Origin of the sequence: Achromobacter sp. ACM03 (assembly GCF_014851665.1) — a bacterium.
Taxonomy (GTDB): domain Bacteria; phylum Pseudomonadota; class Gammaproteobacteria; order Burkholderiales; family Burkholderiaceae_B; genus Achromobacter; species Achromobacter aegrifaciens.
Genome location: NZ_JACVAD010000003.1, coordinates 107,594 through 126,548, shown reverse-complemented (window position 1 = coordinate 126,548; position 18,955 = coordinate 107,594). Strand labels below are relative to the sequence as shown.

Sequence of the window (18,955 nt, the reverse complement as noted above, 5' to 3'; positions counted from 1 at the left end):
CGGCCTTTCCGGCCGGTGTGTCGTATCAGTGTCCCGGGTGCGGCCGGAACACCAGAATAAATAAGGTTGTTAGATGGATTCCTCAATTGCGCTGATCCTGCTGCAAGACGGTGTCGTCAACGGCGCCATCTATGCCCTCCTGGGCATGGCTCTGGTGCTGGTGTTCGCCGTTACGCGCGTCATTTTCATTCCCCAGGGCGAGTTCGTGGCGTTCGGCGCCCTGACCCTGGCCATGCTGGTGGACGGCAAAGTGCCGGGCACCGCCTATCTCCTGCCGCTGCTGGGCATCGTCTGCCTGGCGCTCGAGCTGCTGCGCGCGCTGCGCACCCGCAGCGCAGCCGCCTTGCCCAAGGCCATCGCCACCTGTGTGGTTCTGCCGCTGGCGCTGCTCTGGCTGACCGTGACCTACACCGCACCCGGCAATTCGCTGTGGCTGAACATGCTGCTGACGCTGCTGCTGGTGATCCCGATGGGTCCGATGGTCTACCGCATCGTCTACCAGCCGCTGGCCGAAGCCACCGTGCTGGTGCTGCTGATCGTTTCCGTGGCCGTGCACTTCGCGCTCACCGGCCTGGCGCTGGTCTTCTTCGGCGCCGAAGGCTGGCGCACTCCGGCCTTCGTCAGCGGCCAGGTCGACCTGGGCTTCATGACCTGGTCGGCGCAAAGCCTGTTCGTGGTGGCGACATGCGCCATCCTGATCATCGGCCTGTGGCTGTTCTTCGGCAAGACGCTGTATGGCCGCGCGCTGCGCGCCACGGCCGTCAACCGCCGCGGCGCCCGCCTGGTCGGCATCAGCACCACCATGTCCGGCAGCCTGACCTTCACGCTGGCCGTTGCCATCGGCGCCATGTCCGGCATGCTGATCGCGCCCATCACCACCGTGTACTACGACACCGGCTTCCTGATCGGCCTGAAGGGCTTTGTCGGCGCCATCATCGGCGGGCTGGCCAGCTACCCCGTGGCGGCCGCGGGCTCGCTGCTGGTGGGCGTGCTGGAGTCCTTCTCGTCCTTCTGGGCCAGCGCCTACAAGGAAGTGATTGTCTTCACCCTGATTATCCCGGTTCTGGTCTGGCGTTCGTTCAGCACCCATCACGTGGACGAAGAGGAATAAACGTCATGAACCGCATTCTGCTTGCCGTCTTCATCGTCGTCCTGGCGGGCCTGCCACTGCTGCCGGTCACGCCCGAATTCTGGGTGACGCAACTCAATTACATCGGGCTGGCCAGCCTGGTGGTGCTGGGCCTGGTGCTCTTGACCGGCGTGGGCGGCCTGACCTCGTTCGGCCAGGCGGCGTTCGTGGGCCTGGGCGCCTACACCACCGCCTACCTGACCACGCAATACGATGTCTCGCCCTGGCTGGCGCTGCCGGCCGGGCTGATCCTGACGGCCGTCGTGGCCTACCTGCTGGGCGCGATCACCCTGCGCCTGTCGGGCCACTACCTGCCGCTGGGCACCATCGCCTGGGGCCTGTCGCTGTACTTCCTGTTCGGCAATATCGACTGGCTGGGCAAGCATGACGGCATCGCCGGCATCGAGCCCATCAGCATCTTCGGCATGTCCCTGGCCAGCGGCCGCCACATCTATTACCTGATCTGGGTGTTCGTGCTGCTGGCGCTGTGGGCGACCCGCAACCTGCTGAACTCGCGCCCGGGCCGCGCCATCCGCGCGCTCAAGAGCGGCGCCGGCATGGCCGAGTCCATGGGCGTGAACACCGCCGCCTACAAGGTCGTGATCTTCGTCTGGGCGGCGCTGCTGGCCTGCGTCTCGGGTTGGCTCTACGCGCACATGCAGCGCGCCGTCAGCCCCAGTCCGTTCGGCATCAACTACGGCATCGAGTACCTGTTCATGGCGGTGGTCGGCGGCGCCGGCTACGTCTGGGGCGCCCTGCTGGGCTCCAGCGTCATCCTGGTGCTGAAGGACCAGTTGCAGAACCTGCTGCCCAAGCTGCTGGACACCAACGCCAACTTCGAGATGATCGTCTTCGGCGTGCTGCTGATCCTGATGCTGCAATACGCCCGCAACGGCCTGTGGCCGATCCTGGCGGGCTGGTGGGACAGCATTACCGGCGCCGACAGCTCGCGCCGCAATCTGGCGCCGCCCGCGTCCGCGCCGGCCCTGCCGACGCGCGTGCGCCCGCAAGCCGGCCAGGTGGTGCTCGAAGTCGACGCCATCCGCAAGGAATTCGGCGGGCTGGTCGCCGTCAACGATATTTCCTTCAAGGTCGCGTCCGGCGAGATCATGGGCCTGATCGGTCCGAACGGCGCCGGCAAGAGCACGACCTTCAACCTGATCAGCGGCGTGCTGCCGGTGACGCGCGGCAAGGTCACCTTCATGGGCCAGCGCATCGACAGCCGTTCGGCGCGCGACATCGCCAAGCTGGGCGTGGGTCGCACCTTCCAGCACGTGCAGCTGCTGCCCGGCATGACCGTGCTGGAAAACGTGGCGCTGGGCGCGCACCTGCGCTCCGACGTCGGCGTGCTGGCGGGCGCCCTGCATTCGGACCGCGCCCGCGAGGCGCAGCTGCTGCACGAGGCCGCCGAACAGATCAAGCGCGTCGGCCTGGGCGAGTACCTGTACGAGCAGGCCGGCAACCTGGCGCTGGGCCAGCAACGCATCCTGGAAATCGCGCGCGCCCTGGCCGCCGACCCCGTGCTGCTGCTGCTGGACGAACCCGCCGCAGGCCTGCGCTACAAGGAAAAGCAGGACCTGGCGCGCGTGCTGGAACAGTTGCGCGCCGAGGGCATGAGCATTCTGCTCGTCGAACACGATATGGATTTTGTGATGCGTCTGACCAACCACCTCGTGGTGATGGATTTCGGCACCAAGCTGGCGGAAGGCGTGCCGGCCGACGTGCAAAAGAACCCGGCGGTGCTGGAAGCCTACCTGGGCGGCATCGATGATGACCTGCCCGAAGCGGACCAGGCCAAGCCCGTGTCGGCAGGAGGCGTGTGATGAGCGCTCCCGTACTCGAAGTCAGCAACCTGTCCGCCCGCTACGGCAAGGTGGGCGCGCTGGTGGGCGCCTCGCTCACCGTGCCCGCCGGCAGCATCGTCACGGTGATCGGCGCCAACGGCGCCGGCAAGTCCACCATGCTGAACGCCATGATGGGCTCGCTGCCGCAGACCGGCCACGCGGCCGGCACCGTGCAATACGCCGGCACCGACGTATCGGGCTGGCAGGTCGAGCGCCGCGTCGCGGCTGGCATGTCGCTGGTGCCAGAGCGCCGCGAACTGTTCGGCACCATGTCGGTGGAAGACAACCTGCTGCTGGGCGGGTTCCGCCGCTACCGCGCCCGCGAAAGCGGCTGGCGCGACACGCTGAACGAAGTCTTCGACCTGTTCCCGCGGCTGCGCGAGCGCCGCGCCCAGCAGGCCGGCACGCTGTCGGGCGGCGAACGCCAAATGCTGGCCGTCGGCCGTGCATTGATGGCCAAGCCCAACCTGCTGATGCTCGATGAGCCCAGCCTGGGCCTGGCGCCGCGCATCGTGCGCGAGATCTTCCACATCATCGCGCGCCTGCGCGAGACCGGCGTGGCAATCCTGCTGGTGGAACAGAACGCGCGCGCCGCGTTGCAGGTGGCCGATTACGGCTACGTGCTGGAAACCGGCGAAGTCATCCTGCACGGCCCGGCGCGCGAGCTGGCCGGCGACCCGAAGGTCATCGAAAGCTATCTGGGCCTGGGCAAGGGCGGCGAGCAAAGCTGACCGACCCCGAGCACACGAAGAGCCGGACGCCGCAGGGTGTCCGGCTTTTTTTTATCGTTCGAAGACCTCGACCACCCGGAACCGTTCGCACACCAGCACCAGGTCCGGCGCATAGCCGCCGTTGCGGTCGAAATAAGCGATGTGCGCATCGCGCCATGCCTCGTACGGGCCTTCGCCTTCGGCCAGCGCGAACGCCTCGTCCACCTGATCGAAGCGCTGGATCAGCACGCTGAGCGTCTCGATTACGCAAGCCGGGCGGCCCGAGCCGTCCAGCACCACGTCACGCCGACCGGCCTCGGGCACAGGTTCCTGTTCGTTGAAGTCGCGCAACGCGCCGCAGGTGGCGGTCTTCGTGCCGGCCAGCACCAGCGCAAGCAATTCGTCGGCTAACTCGGGCGAGTCGCCGAACTGGAAGGTCACGGCGTTTTCATAGGGAGCGGGTGGTTTCATGCCTGGGGTATCCATTGCAATATCAGCTCCTGTCCCATCGCGGGATCGGAAGTGGAGGGGGCGCCGGTTTCGATGCGGCCGGCCAGACGCCGCGTGTAGGTCGGATCGCCGCTTTCGCGCACGGTCAGGTCATACCATCCCGCACTGCGGGTCATGTCCCAGGACAGGCTGACCGTCTCGCCGGGAGCGAGCGTGGCATCCTCTTCCTGGGGATAGCCGTAGGCGTTGGCTTCCACCCGGAATGAACGGGCCTGCGGGGCGGGGTTGCGCAGCGTTAATTGCAGCGATGCGCCAGGCCCCTGGTAGGCGGCCAAGACCTCCAGCGCCGGCAGGCCGGCGCGGCCGGTGCAATGGCGATGGAAACCGTTGGGACCCAGCACCCACAGGTCGTAGCGTCCATCGTCAGCGGCGGTCTGCCATGCGCCCTCCAGATGCTTGCCGGCTTCCACGGTGTAGCGGCGCGGGCCGCGGTCCAGATGCAGCCGGTCATAGACGTGCAGCACCGCGCCCGCCGTGCCGCTGTTCTCGAAACGCAGCGTGACGCTTGCCGCGTCCGCGCGCGCGTGGACCTGCAACGCATAGGGCAGGGGGCGCGACGGGCGCGTGCCCGCCTGCTGCCGCGCCGGCCCCGGCTGCAGCGGCGCGGGCGGCGTGATGGTGCCCGGCAGCGCCGATGCGAGGCCGGCGCGTTCGGCGGTGGCTGGAAAGCCGCTGGGCAGGCCTGCGCCGTCCGGCGCGGCGAAATCGAAGATCGAGGTCAGGTCGCCACAGACCGCGCGCCGCCACGGCGAGATATTGGGCTCGGCCACGCCGAAGCGTTGCTCGATGAAGCGCAGCACGGAAGTGTGGTCGAACACTTGGGAGTTGACCCAGCCGCCCTTGGTCCAGGGCGACAGCACGTACATGGGCACGCGCGGACCCAGGCCGTAGACGCCGTGCAAATGCGCCAGCGTGTCGTCCTTCTCTGCGCCGGCGACGATCTCGTGATACTCGCCGCGCGTATTTACCGTGGACGCCCCGGCCAGCGCGCCCGATGCATCGCGCGCAGGCGGCGCGGGCGGCGGCATGTGGTCGAAGAAGCCGTCGTTTTCGTCGAACATCAGCAACAGGACGGTCTTGCTCCAGACCTCCGGGTTGGCCGTCAACGCATCCAGCACCCGGGCCGTGTAGTCGGCGCCTTGCGCCGGGCTGGACGGGCTGGGATGCTCGGAGCCGGCCTTCGTGGCGCAGATCCACGAGACCTGCGGCAGCGTGCCGTCCAGCACGTCCTGGCGCAGCAGGTCCAGGCTGCGGGTGGTGAGCGCCTTTTCCTTCAGCGCGGCCGCCGCGCCCGGCGCGCCATGATAGGCGTCGCGGTAGGCCTTGAAGCCGGCGGTCGGGTTCAGCGAATAATTGTCCGCCATGTTCTGGTAGATGCGCCAGCTGATGCCGGCGGCCTCCAGGCGTTCGGGATAGGTCGTCCAGGTGTAGGCGCGCGCCGGATCGCCGCCCGTGAGCTTGTTGTAGGTATTGCCCAAGGCCGGGCCGTTGCCGCGGCCCAGGCCGTCGTTGGTGCCGGTCCAGACGAACAGCCGGTTGGTGTTGGTGCCGCCGGTGAACGAGCAGTGATAGGCGTCGCAGACCGTGAAGGCGCGCGCCATGGCGTACTGGAAGGGCATGTCCTCGTCCGTGAAGTACGCCATCGAATGGTTCTTCTTGGCGGCCGGCCAGTTGCCCATGCGGCCCGCGTCCCAGGCGTCCTGCGCGTTGGACCAGGTGTGCGGCGTGCTGGCCACGCGCATGGTTTCGAAGGCCTCGCGCGTATCCAGATGGAAGGGCAGGACCGTGCGCGGCGCGCCTTCATCGGGTTTGTCGTTGTATTGCGCCCAGACGGTGCGATGGCGCGCGTCGGGGCTATCCGGCACGGGTATGGGAAAGCGGTCGCCAAACCCGCGCACGCCGGCCAGCGCGCCGAAGTAATGATCGAACGCGCGGTTCTCCTGCATGAAGATCACGATGTGTTCCACGTCGCGGATCGTGCCCGTGCGCCGCGCCGCGGGGATCGCGAGCGCGCGGCGGATGGAGGCGGGCAGCAGGGCCAGGGCGCTGCCGGCGCCGGCCAGCGTCGCGCCGCTGCGGAGAAAATCACGTCGGGTCTGCATGAGGCATTCCTGAGAACGACGCTGCCCGCACAAGGGCGGGCAGCAGGGAGGGGGCTGAAACGGCGGCGTTCCTACTTCGCGCCGGTGCTTTCCGCGTAATCCATGTACAGCTTGTGCGCGCGGCGGGCCATGGGGCCGTATTCCAGCTGGCGGTCTTCCACGCGGTTCACGTGCACCACCTTGCCGTAGTTGCCGGACGAGAACACTTCATCGGCTTCCTCGATGTCGGCGCGGGTCAGGCTGCGTTCCTGCACGTCGACGCCGTCGGCCTTCAACAGCGCCAGCACGCGGCGGCGCGTGATGCCGTTCAGGAAGGTGCCGTTGTCGGCGGGCGTGGACACCACGCCGTTCTTGGCGATCCACAGGTTGCTGGTGGCGAATTCGGCGATGTTGCCCGCGCCGTCCAGCATGATGGCGTTGTCGAAGCCCTTTTCGGCGGCTTCGCGGATGGCGCGCTGGCCGTTGGGGTACAGGCAGGACGCCTTGGCGTCGGTGGGCGCCATGTTGGGCCAGGAACGCGCAAAGCTGGAGAAGCAGGCGGAAAAGCCCTGGTCGCCCGGCATCGGCACCTTGAACACGTGCAGCACGAACTGGGTCTTGTCGGCGTCCGGCAGCAGGAAGCCGTCGGCGCAATAGAACATGGGCTTGATGTAGAGTTCGCTGCCTTGCGGGAACTTGGCTACAGCCTGCAGGCACAGCTTTTGGATCTCTTCCCAGCCGATCTGGGGCTTCATCAGCATTTTTTCGGCCGAGCGCACCACGCGCTGGCAATGCAGATCCAGGTCGGGCGTCAGGCCGCGGAATGCGCGCGCGCCGTCGAACACCATGCTGGCCATCCAGAAGGCGTGGTCGGCCGGGCCGAGCAATTTGGGGTTTTCAGTGGTCCAGTGACCGTTGTGCCAGAACAAGGCATCCATGGTTGTCTTCCTTCACTTGAATTGGGGTGGCGCTATCGGCGCGCCGAAACGTCAGGATACATGAGGCAGCGGCCGGCTTCGCGCCGTCATTCGCGCGCCAGCGCCGCCTGCACGCGGTCGGCTGCCTGCGCCGGCATCCATTGCCGCCAGACCGGGCCGTACTGCTTGAGGAAATAGCGCGCGGCGTCCTCGGGTTCCTTGCCTTCGTTTTCCAGCCAGCCCAGGGTGGCGTCGATGGCGTCGCTGGGCACAGTCAGCTTGCCCAGGAATTCGGCGATCTGCGGCGCCTGTTTCGCGAACTCGGCGTTCACGCCGGTGACGACGGGGTTGGGCTTGAACTCGGTGGGCACGGGATTCGCGCACTTGGGATCGGTCATGCAGGTGTAGGCGGCCTGGTCGAACGCGGGCAGTTCCAGCTTCACCAGATCCAGCGCGCCGACCAGCGAGGTGGGCGTCCAGTAGTAGAAGACGATGTCGCGTTTGCGCTTGTAGGCGGACACGATGGCGGCTTTTTGCGCGGCGCCGGAGCCGGGCGCGAACATCGCGTAGTCCTTATCGAGCTTCAAGGCGCGCAGCAGGTTCTCGTTCAGGGTGCCGCAGGCCCAGCCCGCCGGGCAGCCGTAGATCCGGCCGCGGCCGGGTTCTTCGGGATCGGCGAACACGTTCTTGAAGCGCGCCAGGTCGGCCGCGGACTTCAGCTCGGGATGGCGCTCGACGGTGTAGCGAGGCACGTACCAGCCTTCGCCGGCGTCGTAGACGTGGCCCACGCCCAGCACCTTGCCGCTGGCCAGGGCCTTCTTCCATGCCCCCTCGATCTGGCCGGGCCACACTTCCGGCGTGACGTCGACGTCGCCGCGTTGCAGCGCCGCCAGCATGGGCAGGGTTTCGCCGATTTCGACCGTGGTCTTGCAGCCGTAGCCGTGTTCCAGCACATAGCGTTCGATGCCGGCCAGCACCAGGTTGGATTCCCAGTTCAGACCGCTGAAGCGGACGGGCCGTTTGACTTCGCATACCGGCGCGGCGGAATCCGCGGCTTGAGCAGCCGCGGGAAGGAGGGCTGCGGCCAGCGCCAGGGCGCCAAGGACGGGGGCGAGCGGATGCGGTTTGCGCATGGTCAGGCACCTGTTTGGTTGGGTGCCGTTCATTGTACGGGCGGCAGCCGCCGCGCCAAATGAAAACGGGGCCGCATAAAGCGGCCCCGTGCTTGCGCTGTCAGGATCAGGCGCGGGCGGCGCGGCGGCGATCGATGAAGGCGCCGACCTCGCCCACGATGCCGCGGCGGAAGGCCAGCACGCAGATCACGAAGATCAGGCCGATCACGATGGTGACCGATTCGCCCAGGCGCAGGAACCAGTCCACGCCGGTCAGGTTGGCCATCATCTGGCCGAAGTCGCCCACCTTGTTTTCCATCAGCACCACGATGAAGGCGCCGAGGATGGGACCGGTCAATGTGCCCAGCCCGCCGATCAGCGTCATCAGGATGACCAGGCCGGACATCTGCCAGGTGGCATCGGACAAGGTGGCCGACACGAAGACCAGGGTCTTGGTGGCGCCCGCCAGGCCGGCCAGCGCGGCCGACAGCACGAAGGCCAGCAGCTTGAAGCGGTCGACGTCGTAGCCCAGCGAGATGGCCCGCGGTTCGTTTTCGCGCAGCGCCTGCAGCACCTGGCCGAAGGGCGAATTCACCGTGCGCCAGATGATGAAGTAGCCGATGACGAAGATGGCCATCACCACGTAGTACAGGTTCAGGTCCTTGGACAGGTCGATCAGCCCGAACAGGGTGCCGCGCGGCACGCTTTGCAGGCCGTCCTCGCCGCCGGTGAACTTCGCCTGGAGGAAGAAGAAGAACACCATCTGCGACAGCGCCAGGGTGATCATGGCGAAATAGATGCCGCTGCGGCGGATGGCGATGGCGCCCATCGCCAGGCCCAGCAGCCCCGCCACGGCCACGCCGAACAGCAGGCCGACCTCGGTGGGGAAGCCCCATACCTTGAGCGCGTGGCCGGTGGCGTAGGCCGCGCTGCCCAGGAAGGCGGCGTGGCCGAACGACAGCAGCCCGGTGAAACCCAGCAGCAGGTTGAATGCGCAGGCGAAGAGCGCGTAGCACATGATCTTCATGGCGAAGATCGGATAGACCCCGATAAAGGGAAGAATGGCCACCACGATGGCCAGTACCGCATAGCCCAGGAATTGACGATTCATTTTTCTTTTCCGAACAGCCCGGCCGGGCGGATCAACAGAACGATGGCCATGATGATGAACACGACCGTGCTGGAGGCCTCGGGCCAGAACACCTTGGTCAGTCCTTCGATCACGCCCAGGCCCAGACCGGTCACGATGGCGCCCATGATGGACCCCATGCCACCGATCACGACCACGGCGAACACGACGATGATGAGGTTGGAGCCCATCAGGGGGGAAATCTGCAGCACGGGCGCGGCCAGCACGCCGGCAAAGCCCGCCAGCGCCACGCCGAAGCCATAGGTCAGGGTGATCATGCGCGGCACGTTCACGCCGAAGGCCTCGACCAGGCGGGGGTTTTCGGTGCCGGCGCGCAACAGTGCGCCCAGGCGGGTGCGTTCGATGACGAACCAGGTTGCCAGACACACTACCAGGGAGGCTGCCACGACCCAGCCGCGGTAATTCGGCAGGATCATGAAGCCCAGGTTGGTGGCGCCGCGCAAGGCGTCAGGCGTGGGGTAGGGCTGACCCGAGACGCCGTAGAAGCTGCGGAACAGACCTTCGATGAGCAGCGTTAGGCCGAAGGTCAGCAGCAGCCCGTACAGGTGATCGAGCTTGTACAGGTGTCGCAGCAACAGCTTTTCTATGATGATGCCGAACAGCCCGACGACCAGCGGCGCCAGGATCAGCATGACCCAGTAGTTCAACCCCAGGTACGACAGCCCCATCCAGGCGATGAACGCGCCCAGCATGTAGAGCGCGCCGTGCGCGAAGTTGATGACGTTCAGCAGCCCGAAGATGACGGCCAGCCCGAGCGACAGCATGGCGTAGAAGGAGCCGTTGACCAGGCCTAGCAAAAGCTGGCCGAACAAGGCCTGTATGGGGATGCCGAAAATGTCAGTCATCTTATGAAAATCCTGCGCGTACGGAGGGAAGCGAGCTAATCAAAACGCGGCCCGACGGGTAGGATCGCCGGGTCGCGTCTGGGGCACATGGGCTGGATTACTTCTTGACCAGCTTGCAGGTGGACTCGGACAACTTGGTGTAGACCTCGTCGCCGGGCAGCGTCGCCACGACCTTGTAATAGTCCCACGGGGCCTTGGATTCGGCCGGCGTCTTGACCTGCATCAGGTACATGTCGTGGATCATGCGGCCGTCTTCGCGCACATAACCGCCTTGCGCGAAGAAGTCGTTGACCTTGTTCGACTTCATCCACTTCATGACGGCGTCGCCGTCGTCCGTGCCGGTGGACTTGATGGCGTTCAGGTAGAAAGCCGTGGCCGAGTAGTCGCCCGCCTGCAGCATGGAGGGCTTGCGGCCGACCTTGGCTTCGAACTTCTTGGACCAGGCGCGCGAGGCGTCGGATTGATCCCAGTACCAGCCGTCGGTCAGGTACATGCCTTGCGTGGCTTGCAGGCCCAGCGCGTGCACGTCGTTGATGAAGACCAGCAGGCCGGCCATCTTCATGGTCTTGGTCACGCCGAATTCATTGGCGGCCTTGATCGAGTTGATGGTGTCGCCGCCCGCGTTGGCCAGGCCCAGGATCTGCGCCTTGGACGATTGCGCCTGCAGCAGGAAGGACGAGAAGTCCGACGCGCCCAGCGGCGCCCGCACCTGGCCCTTGACCTCGCCGCCCGCGGCCTTGACCACGGCCATGGTGTCGCGCTCCAGCGCGTGGCCGAAGGCATAGTCAGCGGTCAGGAAGAACCAGCTCTTGCCGCCGTCTTTCACCACGGCGGAGCCGGTGCCGCGCGCCAGCGCCACGGTGTCGTAGGCGTAGTGCACGGTATAGGGCGAGCATTGGGCGTTGGTCAGGTCCGACGCGCCCGCGCCGATCGCCATGAATGGCTTCTTCTTCGCTGCGGCCACGCCGGCCATGGCCAGGCTGGTCGACGAGTTGGTGCCGGCGATGATGACGTCCACCTTCTGCTCGTCGAACCATTCGCGCACGCGCGCCGAAGCCACGTCGGCCTTGTTCTGGTGGTCTGCGGAGACGACTTCGATCTTCTTGCCGTTGATCGAACCGCCGGCGTCCTCGATCGCCATGCGCACGGCTTCCAGACCGGCCTTGCCGTCGATGTCCGAATACACGCCGGACATGTCAGTGATGAAGCCGATGCGGATGACATCGTCGGAGATACCTTGCGCGTGGGCGGTTGCCCCAGCAAATCCCAGGCCCGCCATGGCCAGTGCAGCAGTGATGGTGTGCAGCTTCATGGGATGACTCCTCTCTTCCCTACGGTGTAGTGTTGCCGGATTTCCGGCGGATGACACAGGTTCTAGACGCCCAGCAGTTCGTTGAGCGTGTCCTGTTTTTCTGAAAGTTCTGCGGCTTCGAAGTGCTCGACGATCTGGCCGTGCTCCATGACGTAGAAGCGGTCGGCCAGGGGCGCTGCGAAGCGGAAGTTCTGCTCCACCATGACGATGGTGTAGCCGCGCTGCTTCAGCGCCGTGATCATGCGAGCCAGCGCCTGCACGATGACAGGGGCGAGGCCTTCGGAGATTTCGTCGAGCAGCAGCAGGTTGGCGCCGGTGCGCAGGATGCGCGCCACGGCCAGCATTTGCTGTTCGCCGCCAGACAGGCGCGTGCCGGGAGAATTCCGGCGCTCCTGCAGATTGGGGAACATGTCGTAGATTTCTGCCAGCGACATGCCGCCGCCCAGCGAACCGACGACCGGAGGCAGCAGCAGGTTTTCTTCGCAGGACAGGCTGGCGAAGATGCCGCGTTCCTCGGGGCAATAGCCCACGCCCAGATGGGCGATCTTGTAGGTGGGCAGGTCGATGGCTTCGGTGCCATGGATGCGCACCGAGCCCTTGCGCGATCCCGTCAGGCCCAGGATGGCCCGCAGGGTGGTGGTGCGCCCGGCGCCGTTGCGTCCGAGCAGCGTGACCACTTCGCCTTGTCCAACGCGCATATCCACGCCGTGCAGGATATGCGATTCCCCGTACCAGGCCTGCAGGCCCGAAATTTCCAGTGCCGGGGTGCTCATGCGTGCGCTCCTTGAAGTTCGCCGTCGGTGGTGCCCATGTAAGCCTGCATCACGGCCGGATGGCGGGAGACTTCGGCGTACGATCCTTCGGCCAGCACGCTGCCGCGCGCCAGCACAGTAATGGTGTTGGCGATGGAGGACACGACATTCATGTTGTGTTCCACCATCAGGATGGTGCGTCCGGCGCTGACGCGCTTGATCAGTTGCGTGACGCGGTCCACGTCCTCGTGGCCCATGCCTTGTGTGGGTTCGTCCAGCAGCATCAGCTCGGGTTCCATCGCCAGCGTGGTGGCGATTTCAAGCGCGCGCTTGCGGCCATAGGGCAGGTTTACGGTGGTTTCGTTGGCGAAGGCGCCCAGATCCACCTGCTCCAGCAGGTCGCGTGCCGGCTGATTCAGCACGGCGAGCTGCCTGTCGCTTTTCCAGAAGTGGAACGACAGGCCGGTCCTGCGCTGCAGCCCGATGCGCACGTTCTCCAGCACGGTCAGGTGCGGAAACACCGCCGAGATCTGGAATGAACGGATCACGCCGCGGCGCGCGATCTGCGCGGGCCGCTCGCCGGTAATGTCGATACCGTTGAACTTGATGCTTCCCGACGTGGGAGAAAGAAACTTGGTAAGCAGGTTGAAGCAAGTGGTCTTGCCGGCGCCGTTCGGCCCGATCAAGGCATGAATCTCGCCCCGCTTGATACGCAAATCGACCCCATTGACCGCGACGAATCCGCGGAATTCCTTGGTGAGGCCTTTTGTCTCCAGGATCGTGTCGTCCATGTTCGCTGCACCGGCGTTGTATTTATTTCGGTCTCCACCTGCCGTCGTTGCGCCAGGCCCCCGCAGGGTCCGGAAAACTGTTCAGGAAATCGCAGTTTTCTTATGAGTTGCCGGCGAGTATGCGCACCTATTTATCAAAATTCCATGAGGGTTTGTCATAGGTTTTGCAGTGCGGAATGGGCAATTGTCGGCAGGCCGACAATGCTTGCGCCACAAGGGAATAAAGGCTTTCCATAATGGAAATGCAATGCAGCAAATATGCGTTGATCGTCATCAACGCCTGATGGATTTGAGAGGGAGGGAAAACCCGATTTGCGTGCACCGAATGCCGTGTCGGCGCGTAAGCTAACGCGCCGTCAGGCAGGCGTCTTCTGCTTGAATTCGCAGAGATCGGAAATGCCGCATTGTGGGCATTTGGGTTTGCGCGCCACGCAGACGTAGCGGCCCAGCAGGATCAGCCAGTGGTGAGCGTCCTGCATGTATTCGCGCGGCACGAACTTTTCGAGTTTCTGTTCGACTTCCAGCACATTCTTGCCGGGCGCGATGCCGGTGCGGTTCGACACGCGGAAGATGTGCGTGTCCACCGCCATCGTGGGTTGTCCGAACGCCGTGTTGAGCACCACGTTGGCGGTCTTGCGCCCAACGCCGGGCAGGGCTTCGAGCGCTTCGCGAGTCTGCGGTACTTCGCCGCCGTGCTGCTCGATCAGGATCTTGCAGGTGGCGATGGTGTTCTTCGCCTTGGTGCGATACAGGCCGATGGTCTTGATGTAGTCGGCCAAGCCTTCTTCGCCGAGCGCCAGCAGGGCTTGCGGCGTGCCGTAAGCGGGGAAGAATTTGCGCGTGGCGATGTTGACCGATTTGTCGGTCGCCTGCGCCGACAGCAGCACGGCAATCAGCAACTGGAACGGCGTGTCGTATTCGAGCTCGGTGGTCGGATGCGGGTTGGCGGCCTGCAGGCGGGCGAAGATCTCTCGGCGTTTGGCTGCGTTCATGATTGAGTGGGGTTGCGGCGGGCCCGGGCGCGGGCCAGCGCGGATTCAATGGCGGAACGCTTGCGGTCCTCATTGCGCGCCTCGTCGGCGGCGGGAGCGGAAGCGCTGGGCGCGGCAGCCGCTTCGGGCGCCATCAGGCGCGCGTTGTCGGCAGCCAGGCGCTCGGTGCGTGCCAGATGGCTGCGGTGGCGCTGGCGGCTGATGGCAGCATCCTGCGAATTCCAGGCGCGACCTGCCGGCACCATCTGGATGCAATCGACCGGACAGGGCGCCACGCACAGGTCGCAGCCGGTGCACCAGTCGGCCAGCACGGTATGCATATGCTTGTTGGCGCCCACGATGGCGTCCACGGGACAGGCCTGGATGCACAGCGTACAGCCGATGCAGTGCGCTTCGTCGATGCGCGCGACCAGCAGCGGGCCGGGTTCGCCGCGGGCGGCGTCCAGCGGCAGGATGGGGGTATCGAGCAGGACCGCCAGCGCGGCGATACCGTCGTCGCCGCCGGGCGGGCAGCGGTTGATCGGGGCGGAGCCGTCCGCGATGGCGTCGGCATAGGGCCGGCAGCCGTCGTATCCGCACTTGGTGCATTGCGTCTGGGGTAGCAAGGCATCGATGCGGTCGGCCAATGAGCGACAGGACATGGATGTGAAGATGAAATCGTGGGACGGGGGCGCGAAAGGCAGGAATCAGGGACCCCAAACGCGAATCGCGCGCAACCCATCAAACAGCGCTGAGATTTCCAGTCACCGCTGTTTGATGGGTTGCGCGCGTCGGAGGTCCGGATTCTAGTCCGGCTTGACTCGCGCTACACCCATCCTACGCAGATTGCCGGATGAATTCGGCAATTTTAGGACAGATCATTTCGCGCCAGCGGCGGCCCGAGAAAATGCCGTAGTGGCCGCAGTTGGGCGCCGTGTAGTGCGTCTTGCGCTCGGCCGGGATGTTCTTGCACAGCTTGATGGCGGCGCGCGTCTGGCCCTGGCCCGAGATGTCGTCCAGTTCGCCTTCGATGGTGAGCAGGGCGACCTTCTTGATGTCCGCCGGACGCACCAGCTTGCCGTCCACTTCCCAGGTGCCGTTGGGCAACTGGAACTCCTGGAACACCATGCGGATCGTGTCCAGATAGAACTCGGCCGGCATGTCCAGCACGGCGTTGTATTCGTCATAGAAGCGGCGGTGCGCTTCGGCGTCGCTGTCGTCGCCGCGCAGCAGGTCCAGGTAGAAGTCGTAATGCGACTTCATGTGGCGGTCGGGGTTCATGGCCATGAACCCCGCGTGCTGCAGGAAACCCGGGTAGACCTTGCGGCCCGCGCCCGGATAGCGCGGCGGCACCGGATGGATGACCTGGTTCTCGAACCAGCTGTAGGGCTTGGTCGTGGCCAGGCGGTTGACCTGCGTGGGCGACTGGCGCGGGTCGATGGGACCACCCATCATCACCATGCTGCGCGGCTGACAGGGATCGTTGGCGGAGGCCATCAGCGAGACGGCGGCCAGCACCGGCACCGTCGGCTGGCACACGGAAATCACGTGCACGTCCGGACCCAGGTGGCGGATGAAATCCTGCACGTAGCGCACGTAGTCGTTCAGATGGAACGGGCCGGCCGACAGCGGCACCATGCGGGCGTCGACCCAGTCGGTGACGTAGACGTCGTGGGCCGGCAGCAGGGCGCGCACGGTGTCGCGCAGCAGGGTGGCGTGGTGGCCGGACAGCGGCGCCACCAGCAGGACCTTGGGATCGTCGCGGCCCGTGTGGCGGACATCGCGCTGGAAGTGCAGCAGGCGGCAGAACGGCTTGTCGATGGCCACGCCTTCGATGACGCGGACGGACTTGCCGTTGATTTCGGTGGTGGGCAGGTTCCAGGCAGGCTTCTGGTATTCCTTGCCGATGCGGGTCATCAGCTCATACCCGGCTGCCATCTGGCGGGAGATCGGGGTATAGGCGAGAGGGCTGTAGGGACTGGAAAACAGCTGGGAACCGGCGTCCGTAAATGCAGCGAACGGAGTCAGGAAGGCGCGCTGCATTTCGTGCAATTGATACAGCATTTGAGAAAAGTCCTTCTGGGTCGTGCGTGTGTCCCGATTATTGCTCCGGGCACTAACGATATTTCTAAACAGCCTGAAGAAACGCCGACAAAAAAAGCAAATCTGTTGCTAAAAAGCGACCCAATACCCATTGAGCACCAGTTTAGGGCGCTTTTTACAACGTGCTGTCATACCAAAAGAAGGATTTATGCACTAAGTCGGACGGACCGAAGCTACCAGTAGTTTTCCACTGCCAGGTTGCCGGGGATGCCGCGGCGTCCAGGCTTGAAGCCGCGTTCGCCCAGCAGCTTGCGGGCGTCGGCCAGCATGTCGGGATTGCCGCAAAGCATGATCTTGGCCTGCTCGGGGTCCAGCGGCTGGCCTGCGAGCTGCTCCAGGCGGCCGTCGGCGATCAGCGTGGTCAGGCGTTCCTGCGGCATGCCGGGCAGGGCTTCGCGGGTGGCGATGGGCAGGTAGACGAGTTTCTGCGGATCCGCCGCGAAGAACTCGGCCAGCGCCGGCTGGTTGCGCCAGGATTCGATTTCGGTGCGGTAGGCGAGCTCCGCGGCGGTGCGCACTCCGTGCACCAGGATGATGCGGCGGTAGGCCCGCCAGACTGCCGGGTCGCGCAGGATCGAAAGGTAGGCAGACAGGCCCGTGCCCGAGGCCAGCAGCCAAAGATCGCCGCCCGGCGCGAAGCGCTCCAGGGTCAGAAATCCGTAGGGCGTCTTTTCCACATATAGCGAGTCGCCAGGCTGCAGCCGCGCCATGCGCGGACTGAACAGGCCTTCGGGGACCACGATGGAATAGAACTCCAGCCAGGGTTCGTGCGGCGCCGACACCATGGAATAGGCGCGCCACAGCGTGGGTTCGCCTTCCGAGGCGCCGGCTTCCGGCAGACCGACCCGGGCGAACTGGCCCGGCTGGAACGTATACGCGTCGTCGCGCGTCACGCGCACGGAGAACAGCTTGTCAGGCACCCAGGTGTGGACGTGGGTAACGGTCTGGCGCGTGTATTTGGAGTCGTCGGTCATCGGTACATCGCGCGAGGCCGGCCGCCAGGGCGGGGCCGGCGTTCGCGGATTATTTTTCCAGGTATTGCAGCTTGTCCTGCTTGCCATTCCATTCGTCGGCGTCGGGCAGGGGCTTCTTGGCACGGCTGATGCTGGCGAACTCGGGCGAGAGTTCGGCATTCAGGGCGATGAAATTCAACTGGTCCTGCGGCACGTCTTCTTCGGCGTAGATGGCATTGGCCGGGCATTCCGGGATGCAGACGGCGCAGTCGATGCATTCGTCAGGGTCGATCACGAGGAAGTTCGGACCCTCACGAAAACAGTCCACCGGGCACACGTCTACGCAGTCGGTGTACTTGCACTTAATACAGTTTTCGGTGACAACGTGGGTCATTCAGGAACTCCGGGAGCGGCGGCTTTTGTGTCTTGTTGGGCGGATTTTACCCAATGCCGCGCCGATGTGCCGGCAATACCCGTATTGACATAGTGGCCCTTCGCCCTGAACAGCGGGAGCTCTATGCTATGGTGTCGCGAAACGAAACGCGCCATCATGATAATCACTTCGCTGCTCGACACCGATCTGTATAAATTCAGCATGATGCAGGTGGTTCTGCATCATTTTCCCGCTGCCCAGGTCGAGTACCGTTACAAATGCCGCACGCCCGGGGTCGACCTGCGTCCCTACCTGGACGAAATCCGCGAGGAAGTGCATCAGCTATGCCAGTTGCGCTTCACCGAGGACGAACTTAAATATCTGGGCGGCTTGCGCTTTATCAAAAGCGACTTCGTCGATTTCCTCGAACTGTTCCATCTGCCGGAGCGCTGCATTCACATCGGCGTGGGCGATGGGCCGGGCGAAATCAGCATCGAGGTCAAAGGCCCCTGGCTGCATACGATCCTGTTCGAGATCCCGGTGCTGGCCATCGTCAACGAGGTCTATTTCCGCAACACCCGCAAGAATCCCGACTGGGAAGAGGGCCGCAAGCGCCTGCAGTCCAAGATGCACCTGGTGCTGGACGATCCGGCGCTGGCCGATTTCCGCGTGGCTGAGTACGGCACGCGGCGCCGCTTTTCCAAGATCTGGCACGAAGAAATCGTGTCCACCATGAAGTCGCAGATGGGCGTGCATTTCGCCGGCACCAGCAACGTGCTGCTGGCCAAGCAACACGAAGTGCTGCCCCTGGGCACGATGGGCCACGAATACCTGCAAGCCTGCCAGGCGCTGGGTCCGCGGCTGCGCGATTCGCAGGTGTACGCGCTGGAGGTTTGGGCCAAGGAATACCGTGGCGACCTGGGCATTGCGCTGTCGGACGTCTACGGCATGGATGCCTTCCTGCGTGATTTCGACATGTATTTCTGCAAGCTGTTCGACGGCGCGCGGCATGATTCGGGCGATCCCTTCGTCTGGGGCGAGCGCCTGCTCGAGCACTACCGCAAGAACCGCGTGGATCCGCGCGCCAAGACGCTGGTGTTCTCGGATTCGCTGACTTTCCCGCGCGCCATCGAGCTGGCCCGCCAGTTTTCCGGTCGCTGCAAGGTGTCCTTCGGCATCGGCACCAACCTGACCAACGACCTGGGCCACGAGCCCCTGCAGATCGTCATGAAGATGGTCCGCTGCAATGGCCAGCCGGTGGCCAAGGTGTCCGACGCGCCGGAAAAGACCATGTGCGACGATCCGGCCTACCTGGCCTATCTGCGCCAGGTATTCCAGCTGCCCCCCGCCTGACGGCGGCTCGGGGTAAATTGCGGGTTCTTCAGTATCGTTCCACCCAACC

General features: G+C 64.9%; 18 protein-coding genes. 4 read left to right on the top strand and 14 right to left on the bottom strand.

Features of this window, described 5'->3' with window-relative positions; all coding sequences use genetic code 11:
* Nucleotides 1-73 precede the first annotated feature (73 nt).
* The 3 genes from IB257_RS16295 to IB257_RS16285 are packed head-to-tail and all read left to right on the top strand — an operon-like array spanning nt 74 to nt 3,704.
* Nucleotides 74-1,111, top strand: a complete 1,038-nt coding sequence (locus IB257_RS16295) for a branched-chain amino acid ABC transporter permease (protein WP_054450548.1) — start codon at nt 74-76, stop codon at nt 1,109-1,111.
* A 5-nt stretch (nt 1,112-1,116) separates the two neighbouring features.
* On the top strand, nt 1,117-2,952 hold the full coding sequence (locus tag IB257_RS16290; protein WP_054450549.1) for an ATP-binding cassette domain-containing protein: 1,836 nt from the start codon (nt 1,117-1,119) through the stop codon (nt 2,950-2,952).
* The gene (locus IB257_RS16285) at nt 2,952-3,704 is read left to right on the top strand and encodes an ABC transporter ATP-binding protein (protein ID WP_054450551.1); all 753 of its coding nucleotides are present in this window, start codon (nt 2,952-2,954) and stop codon (nt 3,702-3,704) included. The genes IB257_RS16290 and IB257_RS16285 overlap by 1 nt, the downstream gene beginning before the upstream one ends.
* Nucleotides 3,705-3,755: 51 nt before the next feature.
* Here the strand turns inward: IB257_RS16285 and IB257_RS16280 are convergent, their stop codons facing one another.
* The 14 genes from IB257_RS16280 to fdxA form a co-directional block, all read right to left on the bottom strand.
* Nucleotides 3,756-4,154 carry an ASCH domain-containing protein gene (locus IB257_RS16280; protein ID WP_054450553.1) on the bottom strand — a complete coding sequence of 133 codons (399 nt, stop codon included), beginning with the start codon at nt 4,152-4,154 and terminating at the stop codon, nt 3,756-3,758.
* Nucleotides 4,151-6,295, bottom strand: coding sequence for a phosphocholine-specific phospholipase C (locus IB257_RS16275; RefSeq protein WP_192492576.1), 2,145 nt, complete (start codon nt 6,293-6,295; stop codon nt 4,151-4,153). Before IB257_RS16275 ends, IB257_RS16280 begins: the two co-directional genes overlap by 4 nt.
* A gap of 71 nt (nt 6,296-6,366) precedes the next feature.
* Nucleotides 6,367-7,212 (bottom strand): branched-chain amino acid aminotransferase, encoded by an 846-nt coding sequence (locus IB257_RS16270; protein WP_054450557.1) that lies wholly within the window; start codon nt 7,210-7,212, stop codon nt 6,367-6,369.
* An 86-nt stretch (nt 7,213-7,298) separates the two neighbouring features.
* Nucleotides 7,299-8,324, bottom strand: coding sequence for an ABC transporter substrate-binding protein (locus IB257_RS16265; protein WP_175161907.1), 1,026 nt, complete (start codon nt 8,322-8,324; stop codon nt 7,299-7,301).
* 106 nt (nt 8,325-8,430) lie between these two features.
* Nucleotides 8,431-9,414 carry a branched-chain amino acid ABC transporter permease gene (locus IB257_RS16260; protein WP_054450559.1) on the bottom strand — a complete coding sequence of 328 codons (984 nt, stop codon included), beginning with the start codon at nt 9,412-9,414 and terminating at the stop codon, nt 8,431-8,433.
* A complete protein-coding gene (locus tag IB257_RS16255) occupies nt 9,411-10,298 on the bottom strand; it encodes a branched-chain amino acid ABC transporter permease (protein ID WP_054450560.1) in 888 nt (295 codons plus the stop codon). Before IB257_RS16255 ends, IB257_RS16260 begins: the two co-directional genes overlap by 4 nt.
* 97 nt (nt 10,299-10,395) lie before the next feature.
* On the bottom strand, nt 10,396-11,610 hold the full coding sequence (locus IB257_RS16250) for an ABC transporter substrate-binding protein (protein ID WP_192492575.1): 1,215 nt from the start codon (nt 11,608-11,610) through the stop codon (nt 10,396-10,398).
* 62 nt (nt 11,611-11,672) lie between these two features.
* Nucleotides 11,673-12,383, bottom strand: a complete 711-nt coding sequence (locus IB257_RS16245) for an ABC transporter ATP-binding protein (RefSeq protein WP_013392192.1) — start codon at nt 12,381-12,383, stop codon at nt 11,673-11,675.
* Nucleotides 12,380-13,153, bottom strand: a complete 774-nt coding sequence (locus IB257_RS16240) for an ABC transporter ATP-binding protein (RefSeq protein ID WP_054450562.1) — start codon at nt 13,151-13,153, stop codon at nt 12,380-12,382. Before IB257_RS16240 ends, IB257_RS16245 begins: the two co-directional genes overlap by 4 nt.
* A gap of 356 nt (nt 13,154-13,509) precedes the next feature.
* Nucleotides 13,510-14,145, bottom strand: coding sequence for an endonuclease III (nth, locus tag IB257_RS16235; RefSeq protein ID WP_054450563.1), 636 nt, complete (start codon nt 14,143-14,145; stop codon nt 13,510-13,512).
* The gene (gene rsxB, locus IB257_RS16230) at nt 14,142-14,786 is read right to left on the bottom strand and encodes an electron transport complex subunit RsxB (protein ID WP_175161909.1); all 645 of its coding nucleotides are present in this window, start codon (nt 14,784-14,786) and stop codon (nt 14,142-14,144) included. Before rsxB ends, nth begins: the two co-directional genes overlap by 4 nt.
* Before the next feature lie 175 nt (nt 14,787-14,961).
* Nucleotides 14,962-16,188 carry a polyhydroxyalkanoate depolymerase gene (locus tag IB257_RS16225; RefSeq protein ID WP_119450983.1) on the bottom strand — a complete coding sequence of 409 codons (1,227 nt, stop codon included), beginning with the start codon at nt 16,186-16,188 and terminating at the stop codon, nt 14,962-14,964.
* Nucleotides 16,189-16,400: 212 nt separating this feature from the next.
* A complete protein-coding gene (locus IB257_RS16220; protein WP_054450568.1) occupies nt 16,401-17,201 on the bottom strand; it encodes a ferredoxin--NADP reductase in 801 nt (266 codons plus the stop codon).
* A 49-nt stretch (nt 17,202-17,250) separates the two neighbouring features.
* Nucleotides 17,251-17,574 carry a ferredoxin FdxA gene (fdxA, locus tag IB257_RS16215; protein WP_006389264.1) on the bottom strand — a complete coding sequence of 108 codons (324 nt, stop codon included), beginning with the start codon at nt 17,572-17,574 and terminating at the stop codon, nt 17,251-17,253.
* 156 nt (nt 17,575-17,730) lie between these two features.
* Here fdxA and pncB point away from each other — a divergent pair, with 156 nt between their 5' ends.
* Nucleotides 17,731-18,906, top strand: a complete 1,176-nt coding sequence (pncB, locus tag IB257_RS16210; RefSeq protein ID WP_054450570.1) for a nicotinate phosphoribosyltransferase — start codon at nt 17,731-17,733, stop codon at nt 18,904-18,906.
* Nucleotides 18,907-18,955 lie beyond the last annotated feature (49 nt).